Consider the following 15139-nt stretch of genomic DNA (forward strand, 5'->3'; position numbering starts at 1 on the left):
GCGGGCAACTTTGGCCTCGATCAGGCCATGACCCGCGGCTTAGGGTGACGTCATGGGTTTGACGCAACGCATGCCGCTGCTGCGATGGTCGTTCCTCCGCATGGCGGTCGGCGCACGCAACATCTTGAGCACAGGCCAGATCGGTGACGGACGTGAAGCGGCGGCCGCCGATTACGTCGTCGCGAATGCCAGGCAGGGCGACATCGACGACGTCATCGCCAAGATCGACAAGTTCGCCTACGAGAAGTCATTTCTGATCAACGTGGGCGACGAGAAAGGCGCGATCCTCGACGCCGCGGTCCGGCGCGCGGACCCCGGCCTGGTGCTCGAACTCGGCACCTACTGTGGCTACGGCGCGCTGCGCTTGGCGCGCGCGGCGCCGTCGGCGCGGGTCTACTCGGTGGAACTGGCAGAGGCGAACGCCGAGATCGCTCGGCGTATCTGGGCGCACGCCGGCGTCGGCGACCGCGTCACCTGCGTCGTCGGCACCATCGGCGACGGCGGTCGCACCCTCGACATGCTGGCCACTGAGCACGGATTCGGCGCTGGCACGCTCGATGTGCTGTTCCTCGACCACGACAAGAACGCCTACCTCAAGGATCTGCAGAGCATGCTCGACCGCGGGTGGCTGCACCGCGGCTCGATCGTCGTCGCCGACAACGTCAAGATCCCGGGCGCGCCGAGGTACCGGGAGTACATGCGCCAGCAGCAGGGCAAGCTGTTCGAGACCACCGAACACAAGACTCACGCCGAGTACCAGACGCTGCTCGCGGATCTGGTCCTGGAGTCCGAGTATCAGGGCAGCCAGTGACTGTCGTTTCGGGCACTGACTGGTGGATTTCACTTACGACATGCAGGCGATCAACCAGTTAGCGCGGTGTCGGTCGGACTACCGCGCTCGCGGGTGAGCCCCGGCCCAGACCTCGCGCAACGCGTTGACCGTGACCATGGTGTAGATCTGCGTGGTCGTGACCGAGGCGTGGCCAAGCAGTTCCTGCACGACGCGGACGTCGGCCCCGCCGTCGAGCAGATGCGTGGCGAACGAGTGCCGCAGCACGTGCGGTGACACCGCGACGGTGATGCCGGCCCGACCGGCGGCATCCTGCAGCACCTGCCATGCGCTCTGCCGCGACAGCCGCCCTCCCCTGGCGTTGAGGAAGATCGCGGGGGTGCCGCGGCCGCGCCGTGCTAGATCGGGACGTCCGCGCACGAGGTAGGCGTCCAGCGCGGTAACTGCGGGCCTGCCGACCGGCACCAACCGGTGCTTGCCGCCCTTGCCGCGCAGCAGCACCGACCGCGCGTGAGTGTCGACGTCGTCGATGTCGAGTCCGACCGCCTCCGAGATCCGGGCCCCGGTCGAATACAGCAGTTCCAGCAGCGCGCGGTTACGCAGCGTGAGCGGGCTGTCGGCGTCACTGTCGCCGCCGGCACCCTCGAGCAGCGCCAGCACCTCGTCGATGGTGAGGCTCTTGGGCAGCCGTCTGCTCGGTGTCGGCGGCTTGACCGCCGAGGCCACGTTCAGCTCGGTGAGACCTTCGGCGGCCGCGAACCGGTGCAAGCCCCGCACGGCGATCAGCGCGCGCGCCGCCGAAACCGCCGACAGAGGAACGGCGCCGGCCTCGGCGTCCCCGCGGCGCAGCGCGACCAAGAACTCGCTGACATCGGTTTCTGTCACCTTGGACAGGTCATCGATGCCGCGCGCCGTCAGGTGTTCGGTGTAGCGGCGCAGGTCGCGACGGTAGGAGCTCGACGTGTTGGCGGCCACGCCACGTTCGATGGTCAGGTGGTCGAGATAACCCTGCACCTGGCCGTCGAGCGCCGAGCTGGACGGCGATGTGGGGGCACCGCCCGCTTGCGGGGGACCGCTTGCGCGAAGAGGAGACGATGTGGTCACGGATGCCCCTGACGGCGACCGAACGCGGTCGGCCGGTCGGGCCACGGCGTCTCAGCGGTCCGCAGCACCGCCGGGTCGTCGACGGTGTTGGCGGCCAAGATACCGGCCACAGCAAGTGAATTCACGATCTCACCGGCCAGCACCATACGCACCGCCTCGTCGAGCGGAAACCACCGCAGCGTCAGGTCGGCCTCCTCGTCGTGCCCCTCGGCGCGCCCGACGTCGGTGAGTCCGGTGGCCAGATACACCCGCACGCTCTCGTCGCTGGACCCCGGCGCCGAGTCGAGGTCGACGAGCACGCGCCAATCGGTGGCCGACAGCCCGGCCTCTTCGGTGAGTTCACGTGCGGCCGTGACGTGTGGCGGCTCACCGCCGAGGTCGAGCAGGCCCGCGGGCAGTTCCCACAGCCGCCGCCCCACCGGATGCCGGTACTGGTAGACCAGCACGATGTTGCGATTGCCGTCCATCGCCAGCACCGCGACGGCGCCGTAGTGCTCGATCACCTCGCGCCGCGCCGTGTGGCCGCCGGGCATGCGCACTTCGTCGGCGCGAAGCGCCAAGACCTTGCCGACGTAGAGGACTTCGGAGGAGACCGTCTCGAAGTCGTGGTCAGCCACGGGTCGCGGGCTCTTGCAGCAGTGCCCCGACCTCGTCGGCATGCTCGGCGCCGTTGGACCGGTGCTCGGGGATGTCCATGCCGGGAAGCCGTTCTTCCGCCTTGTAGTCGAGCGCCGCGCCCACGAACGCGACGAACAGCGGGTGCGGGCGGGTGGGCCTGCTCTTGAGTTCGGGATGCGCCTGGGTGCCGACGATGAACCGATGTACCTCGGGCGCGTACTCGACGAACTCGACCAGGTGACCGTCCGGCGACGTCCCGGAGAATCGCAGGCCGCTCTCGGCGATACGGTCGCGGTAGGCGTTGTTCACCTCATAGCGGTGCCGGTGCCGCTCCGACACCTCCGTTGCGTCGTATGCCCGAGCCACGATCGAATCCGGCTGCAGCACAGCGGGATACGAGCCCAGCCGCATGGTGCCACCCAGATCCGCCTCGCCGGCGACGGCGTCGCGCTGGTCGGCCATGGTGGAGATCACCGGATCGGGAGTGCTCGGGTCGAACTCCGCGGAGTTGGCCTCGGTGATGCCGACCGAGCGGGCCGCCTCGATCACGATGCACTGCAGCCCCAGGCACAGTCCCAACACCGGCAGACCGCGCTTGCGGGCGTAGTGGATCGCGCCGATCTTGCCTTCGATGCCGCGGATGCCGAACCCGCCGGGGATCAGCACACCGTGCACGTCGGCCAGCGCGGCGGCGGCATCGCTGTCGATCTCGCAGTCGTCGGAGGCCACCCAGCGCATCTCGACTTTGGCGCGGTGCTTGAACCCGCCGGCCCGCAGCGCCTCGGCCACCGAGAGGTAGGCGTCGGACAAGTCGATGTACTTGCCCACCAATGCGATTCGTACGGTTTCATGCGGTTCGTGCACCCGTTGGAGCAGATCGTTCCATTGCGTCCAGTCGACGTCGCGGAACGGCAGGTTCAGCCGGCGCACCACGTACGCGTCGAGTTCCTCGCGGTGCAGCACCTTGGGAATGTCGTAGATCGACGGGGCGTCCGGAGTGGAGATGACGCCGTCGACGTCGACGTCGCACATCAGCGCGATCTTGTTCTTCAGCGGTTCGGGCACATCGCGGTCGCAGCGCAGGATCAACGCGTCGGGGGTGATGCCGATGCTGCGCAGCGCGGCCACTGAATGCTGCGTCGGCTTGGTCTTCAGTTCACCCGACGGCGCCATGTAGGGCACCAGTGAACAGTGCAGGAAGAAGCAGTTCTCCCGGCCGACCTCGTGGCGCACCTGGCGAGCGGCTTCCAGGAACGGCAGCGATTCGATGTCGCCGACCGTGCCGCCGATCTCGGTGATCACCACGTCGGGACGACGCCCGTCGGGGTCCGGCGCGGCCATCTCGAGAATGCGGACCTTGATCTCGTCGGTGATATGCGGGATCACCTGAACGGTGTCACCGAGATACTCGCCCCGGCGCTCCTTGGCGATGACCGTCGAATACACCTGTCCCGTCGTGACGTTCGCCGACCCGGACAGGTTGCGGTCGAGGAAGCGCTCGTAGTGTCCGACGTCCAGATCGGTTTCGGCGCCGTCCTCGGTGACGAACACCTCGCCGTGCTGGAACGGGTTCATCGTGCCGGGATCGACGTTGAGGTAGGGGTCGAGCTTCTGCATGGTCACCTGCAGGCCGCGCGCGGTCAACAGCTGTCCGAGGCTCGACGCGGTCAGGCCCTTGCCGAGGGAGGAAACGACGCCGCCCGTGACGAAGAGGTGCTTGGGGGCCGTTTGCGAGTGCTTGCGTAATGCTGGCAAGAGCGACCTCCGTGACGACGGGCAGGGCTTACGTCTCTAGGCTGATTCCCAGTTTGGGGCCTGCCGACCCACGGAACCCCACCCTAACACCGAGGGCGACACCGCGTCGGTGCCGCGCCGTCGGAGGCGTCATTGCGGGACCGTGACCGACGTCGAACCCGGGCCGATGCCGTACTGGCCGGGTCGGCCCCCGTTGGCCAGGTCACCCAGCGCCAGCACCGCGGTGATGCGGCCGGATTCGCTGTCGACGTCGTCGACCGTGCTCACCGCGGAGGTCAGGGCCGAGTCCGACCGGGCGACGGCGACCGCCGCGGTGCCGGACGCCGAGCCGTCACGACCCACCAGCACGGTGCCCGATCCGTGTGGCGCCAGCCCGCCGGCGAAACGGGCGACGGTGGCGCCCCGGTTACCCGCGTCCTCGCCCAACGGTCCACCCGTCACGATCAACACGGTGTTGGCCGCACCCACTCGGTCGCCGTAGGTGATGAAGCCGGTGTCGCGCAGGGTGGCGAGCACCGTGTCGCGCTGACCGTCGTCGACGTTCTGCACCTTCGGGTCGCGGTCGATCAGCAGCGCCAGGCCCAGCAGGTCGCCCGCCTGGGAACCCTGGTCCACCGAGGCGGTGCTCAGCTGTCTCCCGGCCGGCACGATCGGCGAGTTCACCACGGACAGCAGTTTCTCGGCGGAGTTGGCCTCGACGAACTGCGGCGTCAGCGCCACCGTGCCGGTGACCGTCCCCCCGGCCTGACCGACGAGTCGCACCACCGCTTCGACGTCGTCGTCCGCGGCATCGGGCGTGCGAAACAGCACCACCGATTTGTCGACGAGCGTGTCACGCAGGATGCGCGACGACATCTGCGCGTCGAACTCCCCTGCCGCACCGAGCTTCTCGTTGAGGCCATTCTTCTCGTCCGTGAGCGAGTTGATTTGTTCTTGCAGTGTGTGCTTGTCGTCGCGCAGGCCCGACAGCACGGTGTTCGACAACAGCCCGGATCCGAGTGCGACACCGATGGCAAGTGCGAGGAACACCGCTGCGAGCGAAATAGCGTGTGCGCGTAGGGAGATCATTTAGGTGACCCAGCCCTGGACCCATAGCGAGAAGCGGTTCCAGTAGTCGACGATCCAGTCCAGCAGCGCCGTATCGACCCGCGCCACCCACAGGGCGACGATCACCGCGACCAGCACCGCCAGCACCAGCATGGCGATCGCTCCGCCCGACACCCGGCTGCGGTACAGCGTCGCGACGGCCTTGGCGTCGACGAGTTTCTCGCCGACCTTGAGCCTCGTCAGGAATGTCGACGGATTGCTCTGCTGGCGAGCCCGGTCGAAGAACTCTTCGATGCTGGCGGTATGGCCGGCGGTGACGATCAACGACGCACCATGGTGGTCGCACAGCAGCAACGCCAGGTCTGCAGCCGATCCCGCGGCGGGAAACGTCATCGCTCCGACGCCGAGGTCCTGGATCCGCTCGAGTCCGGCGGCGTGGCCGTCGGCGTCGGCGGGGAGCACGACCTGTGCCCCACACCGCAGCACCTCGGCGCTCATCTTGTCCGGGTCGCCGACGATCAGGTGCGGCCGGTAGCCCGCCTTGCGCAGCACGTCCGCGCCGGTGCCGACACCGACCAGCACAGGTTGGTATTCCTTGATGAACGGTTTGAGCGCCTTGAGGTCGGCGGCGGCGTCGACGTCCTCGGCGACGATCAGCACGTGGCGCCGGTCGAGGTCGACGTCGATGTCGGGAATGCCGATGCCGTCGATCAGCAGCGGGCTTTCGCTGCGGATGAACTCGATGGTGTTGCCCGCGAAGGCCTCGAGGTGGGCCACCAGGCCGCTCTTGGCCTCGTGCATCAGTTCGTGGATCTCGTGGTCGGAGCGTTCGGCCCCTTGCACCAGTAGGCGGTCCCCGCCGTAGACGCCGCCTTCGTGCAATCGCACCCGCGCGCCGTCCTTGACCTTCTTGAAGACGTCGGTGCCGGTGTCGTCGATCAGCGTGATCCCGTTGGCGACCAATACCTCGGGTCCCAGGTTCGGGTACCGCCCCGAAATCGACGGCGAGGCGTTGACGACCGCAGTGACGCCGGCCTCGACAAGCGTATCGGCGGTGATTCGGTCCAAGTCGAGTGCGTCGATGACGACGATGTCGCCCGGGGTGATGCGCCGCAAGAGCCGATCAATGTCGCGGTCGACGCGGGCCGTGCCGGTGATGCCCGGGCGTGAACTGGCATTGCGGGATAGCAGCGCTGACATCTTCATGCGGCGATTTTGTCGAGATCATCGAGCGATCTGTCGGAGGCGCGCCGTATCATCTGTCCCTTTTGTCACATTAGTAACACGTCGCCGCCGCAGTACGAAAAACTCCACGAGGTTGCCGCCGTGATCCGACGTGAGGGCTCGACGGTCGACTCGACCGCCGAAACGACTGACCCGGAGTACATCACGGCCCTGATCGACACCGTGCTGGGAGGCTAATCGCCCTCGGCGCGGTCCTTTTGCGCCGCCTCCAGCAACTCGCGGGCGTGGGCGCGGCCGCTGTCGGATTCACCCAGCCCCGCCAGCATGCGCGCCAGTTCGGCGACGCGTTCGTCGTCGTCGAGGCGGCGGACGCCGCTGGAACTTTTCTGCCCGCCGTCTCCCCCGACGACGAGGTGAACGTCGGCGTAGGCGGCCACCTGCGGTAGGTGCGTGACGACGATGACCTGGTGGCTGCGCGCCAGTCGGCCCAGTCGCCGGCCGATCTGCACCGCGGCCCGACCCCCGACTCCGGCGTCGACCTCGTCGAAGACCATCGTGGTGCCCTCGGCCGAGGCGGACAGCACGACTTCGAGTGCCAGCATCACCCGCGAGAGTTCACCGCCCGACGCGCTCTTGTGCAACGGCAGCACGTCGGTCCCGCGGTGGGCCGCGAAACCGAACTCGACGTTGTCGACGCCATCGCGGCCGGCGTGCACGGTCTCACCGGACGGCAACGTGACCGGCGCGGAGTCGTCGGCGCGCGCCAACAGCGGGCCGACCGACACGGTGAACTCGGCACCGGCCATCGCCAGCCCGGAAAGTTCTGCGGTCACCGTCTTGGCGAGGCCCTTGGCCGCCTTCGTTCTGGCTTTGCTCACATCGGCAGCCGCGGCGACGGTGTTGGCCTCGAGCTCGTCGACCCGGCGTTGCAGCCCGGCAAGCGCTTCTTCGGACACGTCGAGTTGGGCGAGCCGGTCCCGGGATTCACGCACCCAATCGAGCACGCCATCGATATCGGCCGCGTACTTGCGGGTCAGCGAGCGCAGCTCGGCCTGACGGGCCAACTTGCTCTCCAGGGCGCTGGTGTCAGTGGGCAGCCCCGACAGATAGGTGCCGAGTTCGCCGCTGACATTGGCGATCACTGCGAGGGCTTCGGTGAGTTGCTCGGCCAGCGCGATCAGCGCCGTGTCGTTCGTCGCCTCCAGCGCGGACTTAGCTTGTGCCACACCGTGAGTCGCCGAGAGCGCATCCGATGATGGGTCGTCGGGGCCTGCTAGTGCCGCTCGGGCGTTCTGGGCCGCCTCGCGTAGCGCGTCGAGTTCGGAGAGGCGGCGAATGTCGTCGACGAGTTCGGCGTCCTCGCCGGGTTGCGGTGCCACAGCGTCGATTTCGTCGATCCCAAATTTCAGCCGGTCGGCCTCCTGTGCCAACTCCCGTGCCCGCTGCGTGCGGTCGAGGAGATCCCGCCGTGCCGCGAGCCAATCCTCCCGCGCCCGCCGGTACCGCTTCAACGGCGTTTCGACGCCGGCGAACCGGTCGAGCGCTGCGCGCTGTTCGTTCGGGCGCATCAGCCGCAACTGGTCGTTCTGCCCATGCAGCGTGAGAAGCTCGGTGGTGAAGGTGCTCAGCGACTTCGCCGGCACGCTGCGTCCGCCGAGGTAGGCCCGCGACGGTCCGCCGCGGCTGACCGAACGCGCGGCGATGACGCTGCCGTCATCATCGCGTTCGGCGCCTGAGGAGTCGAGGATCTCCTCCACCAGCGACGCCACGGTGTCACCGAGTTCTGTTGTGGTGAAGCGACCTTCGACAACCGCCCGCCTGGCCCCCGACCGCACGCGCGTCGCGTCGGCACGGGCACCGCCGAGCAGATGCAGACCCGTGACCACCATGGTCTTGCCCGTCCCGGTCTCCCCGGTCAGCACCGTGAAACCGCGGTCGAATTCGGCGGTCGCGGTGCTGATCGCACCCAGAGACTCGATACGGATCTCGGATAGCACTACTGTCCGCGCCACCCCGTGACCGGCAACCGAAACTTACGCACGAGGCGGTCGGTGAACGGCGCGCTGTCGAGGCGCACCCACTTCACCGGGGTTCCGCACCGGGTGACCTCCACCCGGCCCCCCGCGGGCACCACCATCTCGCGGCGGCCGTCACAGAACACCAGTGCGTCGTGGCCACTCGCCTCGACCTCGATCGCGATGGCCGCCTCGGGGCTGGTGACCATCGGCCTGGCGAACAGCGCGTGAGCGTTGTTCGGCACGACCAGAATCGCCTCCAGGTCGGGCCACACGATAGGACCTCCCGCGGAGAAGGCCCACGCCGTCGATCCGGTCGGTGTCGCCACCAGCACGCCATCGCAGCCGAACGACGACACCGGCCGGCCGTCGACCTCGAGCACGGCTCCCAGCACACCGAGGCGAGGGCCCTTTTCGAGACTGGCCTCGTTGAGCGCCCAGCCCCGGTCGACGATCTTGCCGTCCACGCGCACCACGACGTCGAGTGTCATCCGCTCCTCGACGCGGTAGTCGCGGGTGATGACGTGGTCGAGGACCTTGTCGATGGAGTCGGCCTCCGCCTCGGCAAGAAAGCCGATACGACCGAGATTGACTCCCAGCACCGGGATTTCGACGTTGCGGGCGAGCTCGGCAGCGCGCAGGAAGGTGCCGTCACCACCCAGCACGAGGACGAGTTCACAGCCTTCGGCGGCGCGCTCCTCGGCGTCGACCACTTCGATTTCCACACCGAGCGCGCGCATGTCGTCGGGCGACAGGTGAACCGGGCCTCGGTCGACGGCTTCGGCGGACAGCACCTTGAGTCCGATCCCGTTGTCGCCGAGCATCTTTTGCACCCGCCGGGCCACCTCGGTGGCCTCGTCGCGGCCGGTGTGCACCACCATCAGGATCGTGCGGTCGGTGTTCATTGCGGACCCTCCGCGACGGCGGTGCGTACGGCGCGCTCGAGCTCCGGCCCCTGCAATCCACCGTCACCGCCTCCGCGCAGGTGCAGGAAGTACTCGACGTTGCCGGACGGGCCGGGTAGCGGGCTCGCGGTGACCGCGACCGGGTGCCAGCGCAGCTCGGCGGCGCGGCGCGCGACGGTGAGGACGGCGTCCGCGCGCAGGTCAGGATCGGAAACGACGCCGCCCGCGCCGACCCGCTCCTTACCGACCTCGAACTGCGGTTTCACCATGGGCACGATATCGGCGTCGGGTGACGCGCATGACGTCAGCGCGGGCAACACGGTGGACAGCGAGATGAACGACAGGTCGGCGACGACGAGGTCGACGGGACCACCGATCGCCTCGGCCGTGAGCTCGCGCACGTTGGTGCGTTCCATCACGGTCACTCGCGGATCGGTACGCAGCGGCCAGGCCAACTGGCCGTAGCCGACGTCCGCGGCGATCACCTGGCATGCGCCGCGATCGAGCAGCACTTCGGTGAAACCCCCGGTCGATGCGCCGGCGTCCAGGCATCGGCGATCCGCCACGGTCAGTCCGAAGGCGTCCAGCGCACCGATCAGCTTGTGCGCACCCCGCGATACCCATGCGCGCCCGTCGGCGCCCTCCACGCTGAGGTTCGCCGTGACCGAGACGGCGGTGGCGGGCTTGGCTGCGGGCATGCCGTCGATGCTCACCCGCCCCGCACCGATCAGCTCGGCGGCCTGCTGGCGGGACCGGGCCAGGCCCCGTCGCACCAGTTCGGCGTCCACCCGTGCGCGCCGTGCCACGGCGCTCAGCCTTTCTCGACCGACTCGAGTGCCTGCACGAGCATGTCGTGCGCCTCTTCCAGCCGCGCCGCGAGAAGTTCGACGTCGGCGTCGGTCAGGTTGACGCCTTCTTGCGCGGGGTCAGGCAGATCTGCCAGCAACTCCGCGATTCGTGCGCGGATCTGTTCGGGGTCGGTACTCATGTCGGTGTTCACGCTAGCCGATCCGCCCCGGCAAGCATGGACCAGCGCTGCAGCGCCTGTTGCGCGGTGTCGTCTCCGGCAGTCAGGGTCAACGTTCGGCCGTCGAGCTTGGCCTTCCACACCGCATCGGCGGTAGCTCGTACCACCGACAGGGGGTCGCCGGGATCGCGGCCAGTGAAGTGCACCGTCACTGCCGACGGACCGACATCGACGCGCCAGGCCGACTGCGGCGCGATGCGCAGCGTATCCGCGGGGGCAACGAGCGAACGCAGATCCTCGGCCAGGTAGTCCGGTCGCTCCGAGGCAACCGCGCGGACGAGGTCGTCAGCGGTGCTGACGCCGGTGAGGACCAGCAGGCTGGGCAGGCCGGCGGCGTTCGCCCCGGCGATGTCGGTGTCGAGGCGGTCGCCCACCACGAGGGGAGCCTGGAACGAACCGCGGGCCAACGCGTCGGTGAGCAGGGTCGGTTGGGGCTTGCCCGCCACTTGGGGCACGCGGTCGGTCGCCGCGCGCAGTGCTGCCACCATCGATCCGTTGCCGGGCAGCAGGCCTCGCTCGGACGGCAGCGTCAGGTCCACATTGGCCGCCACCCACAGTGCGCCGGCCCGGATCGCCAACGCCGCTTCGGCCAGATCCGGCCAACCGGTCTGCGGTGAGTGACCTTGGACGACGGCGACCGGCCCGTCCGACCACTGCCGAACGGGTTTGAGCCCGACGCTCGTGATCTCCGCCGCCAGCGCTTCCGTGCCGACCACGAGAACGATTGCGCCAGGCGGTAATTGGTCGGCCAGGAGTTTCGCGGCGCTCTGAGCGCTGGTGACGACGTCCTCGGGTGCCGCGGCGAAACCCAAGTCGTGCAGGTGCTGGGCTACCTCGGCCGGCTCTCGCGACGCGTTGTTGGTGACGTAGAGGGTGCGTGCGCCGATGGCGGCCAGCGTGTCGACTGCGCCAACGGTCGCTTCGCGTCCGCGGAACACGGTGCCGTCGAGATCCAGGAGGAGGCAGTCATGCTCGTGTGCGAGGGTGCTCACCTCAGGAGAGCTCCGTGATGCGCTCTTCGGCGTCGGTGACACCGTCGACATCGGCGGCAGCGGCATTGATGAACCACTGCAGCGCATCGCCGTTGCGGCCCAACGCCAGAAGTGTTTCGGCGTACGCATAGAACAGGCGTGCCGCGGTTTGCCCGGTACGCGTCGGATCCAGTTGCGGTGTCGACAGAAGCGCTAAGGCCTGCTCATGCTGCCCGAGGTCGGCCCGGGCGCCGGCCACCACGATCCGCAGTTCGTCGGCGTCGTCACCGGTGAGCTGGGCGGCTTCGGGGCTGCGGGCCAGTTCGATGGCCCGCTCCGGGCGTCCGACGCCGCGCTCGCAGTCGGCGATCAACGCCAGCAGCGGGGATCTGCTGCCCATCCGCCGGGCGGCGCGGAGTTCGGCGAGCGCCTGCGCCCAGTCCCCGCAGTGGTAGGCGGCGATTCCGACGGCTTCGCGCACTGCGGCGATTCGGGCGGCGCGGGCACGGGCGGCGCGGGCGTGCTCGAGCGCCGCCTGCGGATCGTCGTCGATGAGTTGGCCGGCGGCCACCAGGTGACGGGCCACGAAGTCGGCGGTGGAGCGGTCCAACGTGGTGAGCTCACCGCGGACATCGGGCGCAAGTTGCCTGGCCTCAATGCCTTCCGGGAGCTGCGGGCCGGCCGACGGACGTGGCTCACCGTCCGCTCTGGGTTGGGATCGTCGAGCCCGGTTCGGACCCGAACTACGCGGTGCCGAACGCTGCGGCCGGCGCCCGTTGTCGCCACCCCTTCTGTCCTCAGCCACGTATGCCTTTCTACCGGATGGACGAGTTCTGCGATAATACGTAATCAATTGTCGCGAAATAGAATTACCCCCCACGAAACGGTGGGGGGTAATCCTAATTTGTGTTCGGCGGTGTCCTACTTTTCCGCCCGGGTTGGGCAGTATCATTGGCGCTGGCAGGCTTAGCTTCCGGGTTCGGGATGGGTCCGGGCGTTTCCCTGCCGCTGTTGACCGCCGTAACTCTATTTTTTTGGGGTGTTCACGTGGTGTGGCCGGTGGTGTTTTTGGTGGTGGGGTGTGGTTGGTTTGTGTGGGGTGTGGTTGCGAGTGTGTGTAAGTTTTCGGCCGGTTAGTGCCAGTTCCCTGCGCCCATTGCTGGGTGTGTAGGTCTGGTCTATCGATCCCGTGGTCTGCGGGGGGCCTTATCCCACTTGATGGGTGAGAAGCCTGGTCTTGGAGGGGGTTTCCCGCTTAGATGCTTTCAGCGGTTATCCTGTCCGAACGTGGCTATCCAGCGGTGCCCCTGGTGGGACAACTGGTGGACCAGAGGTTCGTCCGTCCCGGTCCTCTCGTACTAGGGACAGGTTTCCTCAAGCTTCTGACGCGCGCGGCGGATAGAGACCGAACTGTCTCACGACGTTCTAAACCCAGCTCGCGTGCCGCTTTAATGGGCGAACAGCCCAACCCTTGGGACCTGCTCCAGCCCCAGGATGCGACGAGCCGACATCGAGGTGCCAAACCATCCCGTCGATATGGACTCTTGGGGAAGATCAGCCTGTTATCCCCGGGGTACCTTTTATCCGTTGAGCGACACCCCTTCCACTCGGGGGTGCCGGATCACTAGTCCCGACTTTCGTCCCTGCTTGACATGTCCGTCTCGCAGTCAAGCTCCCTTGTGCACTTACACTCAACACCTGATTGCCGTCCAGGTTGAGGGAACCTTTGGGCGCCTCCGTTACTTTTTAGGAGGCAACCGCCCCAGTTAAACTACCCGCCAGGCACTGTCCCTGAACCGGATAGACGGTTCGAGGTTAGAGGCCCAATACGATCAGAGTGGTATTTCAACAACGACTCCACCATCACTGGCGTGACGGCTTCACAGTCTCCCACCTATCCTACACAAACCGTATCGAGCACCAATACCAAGTTGTAGTGAAGGTCCCGGGGTCTTTTCGTCCTGCCGCGCGTAACGAGCATCTTTACTCGTAATGCAATTTCGCCGAGTCTATGGTTGAGACAGCTGAGAAGTCGTTACGCCATTCGTGCAGGTCGGAACTTACCCGACAAGGAATTTCGCTACCTTAGGATGGTTATAGTTACCACCGCCGTTTACTGGGGCTTAAATTCTCCGCTTCACCCTTGCGGGTTAACGGGTCCTCTTAACCTTCCAGCACCGGGCAGGCGTCAGTCCGTATACATCGTCTTGCGACTTCGCACGGACCTGTGTTTTTAGTAAACAGTCGCTTCTCACTGGTTTGTGCCACCCACTCCCGCTGCCCACCGCAAAGGGTGTTGACGGTGTGTGGGTCCCCCTTCTCCCGAAGTTACGGGGGCATTTTGCCGAGTTCCTTAACCATAGTTCACTCGTACGCCTTGGTATTCTCTACCTGACCACCTGTGTTGGTTTGGGGTACGGGCCGTGTATGCGCTCGCTAGAGGCTTTTCTCGACAGCATAGGATCACCGAATTCGCCTCACTCGGCTATGCATCACCTCTCAGGATATGTGAAACCCGGATTTGCCTGGGTTTCTCCCTACCGGTTTGCCCCAGTATTACCACTGACTGGTACGGCTGCCTTCCTGCGTCACCCCATCGCTTGACTACTACCCACACGGGTCCCACGCAGCCCCCGACCCCATCACCCCGAAGGGATCAGTCGGCCAGGTTTTGGGTGGTTAGCAGAATGGATTCGTCAGGGACGCTCATACACGGGTACGGGAATATCAACCCGTTGTCCATCGACTACGCCTGTCGGCCTCGCCTTAGGTCCCGACTCACCCTGGGCGGACTGGCCTGGCCCAGGAACCCTTGGTCTTCCGGCGGGCAAGGTTCTCACTTGCCTTATCGCTACTCATGCCTGCATTCTCACTCCCACACCCTCCACCACTAGATCACTCTGTGGCTTCACCGGATGCAGGACGCTCCCCTACCCAACACACACCAAAAGGTGTGCGCTGCCGCGGCTTCGGCGGTGTGCTTGAGCCCCGCTACATTATCGGCGCACAATCACTTGACCAGTGAGCTATTACGCACTCTTTCAAGGGTGGCTGCTTCTAAGCCAACCTCCTGGTTGTCTTCGCGACTGCACATCCTTTTCCACTTAGCACACGCTTAGGGGCCTTAGCCGGCGATCTGGGCTGTTTCCCTTTCGACGCACGGAGCTTATCCCCCGCCGTCTCACTGCCACGCTTTGACTTGTCGGCATTCGGAGTTTGGCTGACGTCAGTAACCTAGTAGGGCCCATCGGCCATCCAGTAGCTCTACCTCCAACAAGAAACACGCAACGCTGCACCTAAATGCATTTCGGGGAGAACCAGCTATCACGGAGTTTGATTGGCCTTTCACCCCTACCCACAGCTCATCCCCTCAGTCTTCAACCTAAGTGGGTTCGGGCCTCCACGCGGTCTTACCCGCGCTTCACCCTGGCCATGGGTAGATCACTCCGCTTCGGGTCCAGAACACACCACTACACACGCCACTGCTGACGTGATACGCCCTATTCAGACTCGCTTTCGCTGCGGCTACCCCACCCGGGTTAACCTCGCGACATGTCCCTGACTCGCAGGCTCATTCTTCAAAAGGCACGCCATCACCCCACGACAAGCGGGGGCTTTGACGGATTGTAGGCACACGGTTTCAGGTACTCTTTCACTCCCCTCCCGGGGTACTTTTCACCATTCCCTCACGGTACTGATCCGCTATCGGTCACTGAGAAGTA

At 66.4% G+C, this 15139-nt stretch carries 12 protein-coding genes and 2 rRNA genes (1 of these 14 only partly in view); 1 reads left to right on the forward strand and 13 read right to left on the reverse strand.

Annotated features, from left to right (window positions below):
* Positions 1 to 52 precede the first annotated feature (52 nt).
* The gene (locus QGN32_RS00105; protein WP_326546690.1) at positions 53 to 811 is read left to right on the forward strand and encodes an O-methyltransferase; all 759 of its coding nucleotides are present in this window, start codon (positions 53 to 55) and stop codon (positions 809 to 811) included.
* Positions 812 to 889: 78 nt separating this feature from the next.
* Here QGN32_RS00105 and xerD read toward each other — a convergent pair whose 3' ends face one another.
* The 13 genes from xerD to QGN32_RS00170 form a co-directional block, all read right to left on the reverse strand.
* Entirely contained in the window at positions 890 to 1804 is a 915-nt protein-coding gene (xerD, locus tag QGN32_RS00110; protein ID WP_326549245.1) for a site-specific tyrosine recombinase XerD, read from the reverse strand.
* Between the two features lie 86 nt (positions 1805 to 1890).
* Complete coding sequence (locus QGN32_RS00115) at positions 1891 to 2511, reverse strand: NUDIX domain-containing protein (protein ID WP_326546691.1); 621 nt, start codon at positions 2509 to 2511, stop codon at positions 1891 to 1893.
* A complete protein-coding gene (gene pyrG / locus QGN32_RS00120; RefSeq protein ID WP_326546692.1) occupies positions 2504 to 4267 on the reverse strand; it encodes a CTP synthase in 1764 nt (587 codons plus the stop codon). The genes QGN32_RS00115 and pyrG overlap by 8 nt, the downstream gene beginning before the upstream one ends.
* A 129-nt stretch (positions 4268 to 4396) precedes the next feature.
* Positions 4397 to 5335: a copper transporter gene (locus QGN32_RS00125; protein WP_326546693.1), complete on the reverse strand. Its 939-nt coding sequence runs from the start codon at positions 5333 to 5335 to the stop codon at positions 4397 to 4399.
* On the reverse strand, positions 5336 to 6520 hold the full coding sequence (gene steA / locus QGN32_RS00130) for a putative cytokinetic ring protein SteA (RefSeq protein WP_326546694.1): 1185 nt from the start codon (positions 6518 to 6520) through the stop codon (positions 5336 to 5338).
* Positions 6521 to 6732: 212 nt separating this feature from the next.
* On the reverse strand, positions 6733 to 8496 hold the full coding sequence (gene recN / locus QGN32_RS00135; protein ID WP_326549246.1) for a DNA repair protein RecN: 1764 nt from the start codon (positions 8494 to 8496) through the stop codon (positions 6733 to 6735).
* Positions 8496 to 9419, reverse strand: a complete 924-nt coding sequence (locus QGN32_RS00140; RefSeq protein ID WP_326546695.1) for an NAD kinase — start codon at positions 9417 to 9419, stop codon at positions 8496 to 8498. The genes recN and QGN32_RS00140 overlap by 1 nt, the downstream gene beginning before the upstream one ends.
* Positions 9416 to 10225 (reverse strand): TlyA family RNA methyltransferase, encoded by an 810-nt coding sequence (locus tag QGN32_RS00145; RefSeq protein WP_326546696.1) that lies wholly within the window; start codon positions 10223 to 10225, stop codon positions 9416 to 9418. The genes QGN32_RS00140 and QGN32_RS00145 overlap by 4 nt, the downstream gene beginning before the upstream one ends.
* 5 nt (positions 10226 to 10230) lie before the next feature.
* Positions 10231 to 10407, reverse strand: a complete 177-nt coding sequence (locus tag QGN32_RS00150) for a hypothetical protein (protein WP_326546697.1) — start codon at positions 10405 to 10407, stop codon at positions 10231 to 10233.
* Positions 10408 to 10415: 8 nt separating this feature from the next.
* Positions 10416 to 11438 (reverse strand): HAD-IIA family hydrolase, encoded by a 1023-nt coding sequence (locus tag QGN32_RS00155; RefSeq protein ID WP_326546698.1) that lies wholly within the window; start codon positions 11436 to 11438, stop codon positions 10416 to 10418.
* A 1-nt stretch (position 11439) separates the two neighbouring features.
* Positions 11440 to 12222, reverse strand: coding sequence for a tetratricopeptide repeat protein (locus QGN32_RS00160; RefSeq protein WP_326546699.1), 783 nt, complete (start codon positions 12220 to 12222; stop codon positions 11440 to 11442).
* A 103-nt stretch (positions 12223 to 12325) separates the two neighbouring features.
* A 5S ribosomal RNA gene (gene rrf / locus QGN32_RS00165) occupies positions 12326 to 12440 on the reverse strand.
* Between the two features lie 90 nt (positions 12441 to 12530).
* Positions 12531 to 15139 (reverse strand): 23S ribosomal RNA (locus QGN32_RS00170) (it continues 519 nt past the right edge of the window).

This window comes from Mycolicibacterium sp. ND9-15 (assembly GCF_035918395.1).
In the GTDB taxonomy this organism is placed as follows: Bacteria; Actinomycetota; Actinomycetes; order Mycobacteriales; family Mycobacteriaceae; genus Mycobacterium.

Coding starts and splice junctions, on each gene's coding strand:
- QGN32_RS00150 (WP_326546697.1), bottom strand. CDS start 10,407: ATGAGTACCGACCCCGAACAGATCCGCGCACGAATCGCGGAGTTGCTG.
- QGN32_RS00105 (WP_326546690.1), top strand. CDS start 53: ATGGGTTTGACGCAACGCATGCCGCTGCTGCGATGGTCGTTCCTCCGC.
- steA (WP_326546694.1), bottom strand. CDS start 6,520: ATGAAGATGTCAGCGCTGCTATCCCGCAATGCCAGTTCACGCCCGGGC.
- QGN32_RS00125 (WP_326546693.1), bottom strand. CDS start 5,335: ATGATCTCCCTACGCGCACACGCTATTTCGCTCGCAGCGGTGTTCCTC.
- QGN32_RS00140 (WP_326546695.1), bottom strand. CDS start 9,419: ATGAACACCGACCGCACGATCCTGATGGTGGTGCACACCGGCCGCGAC.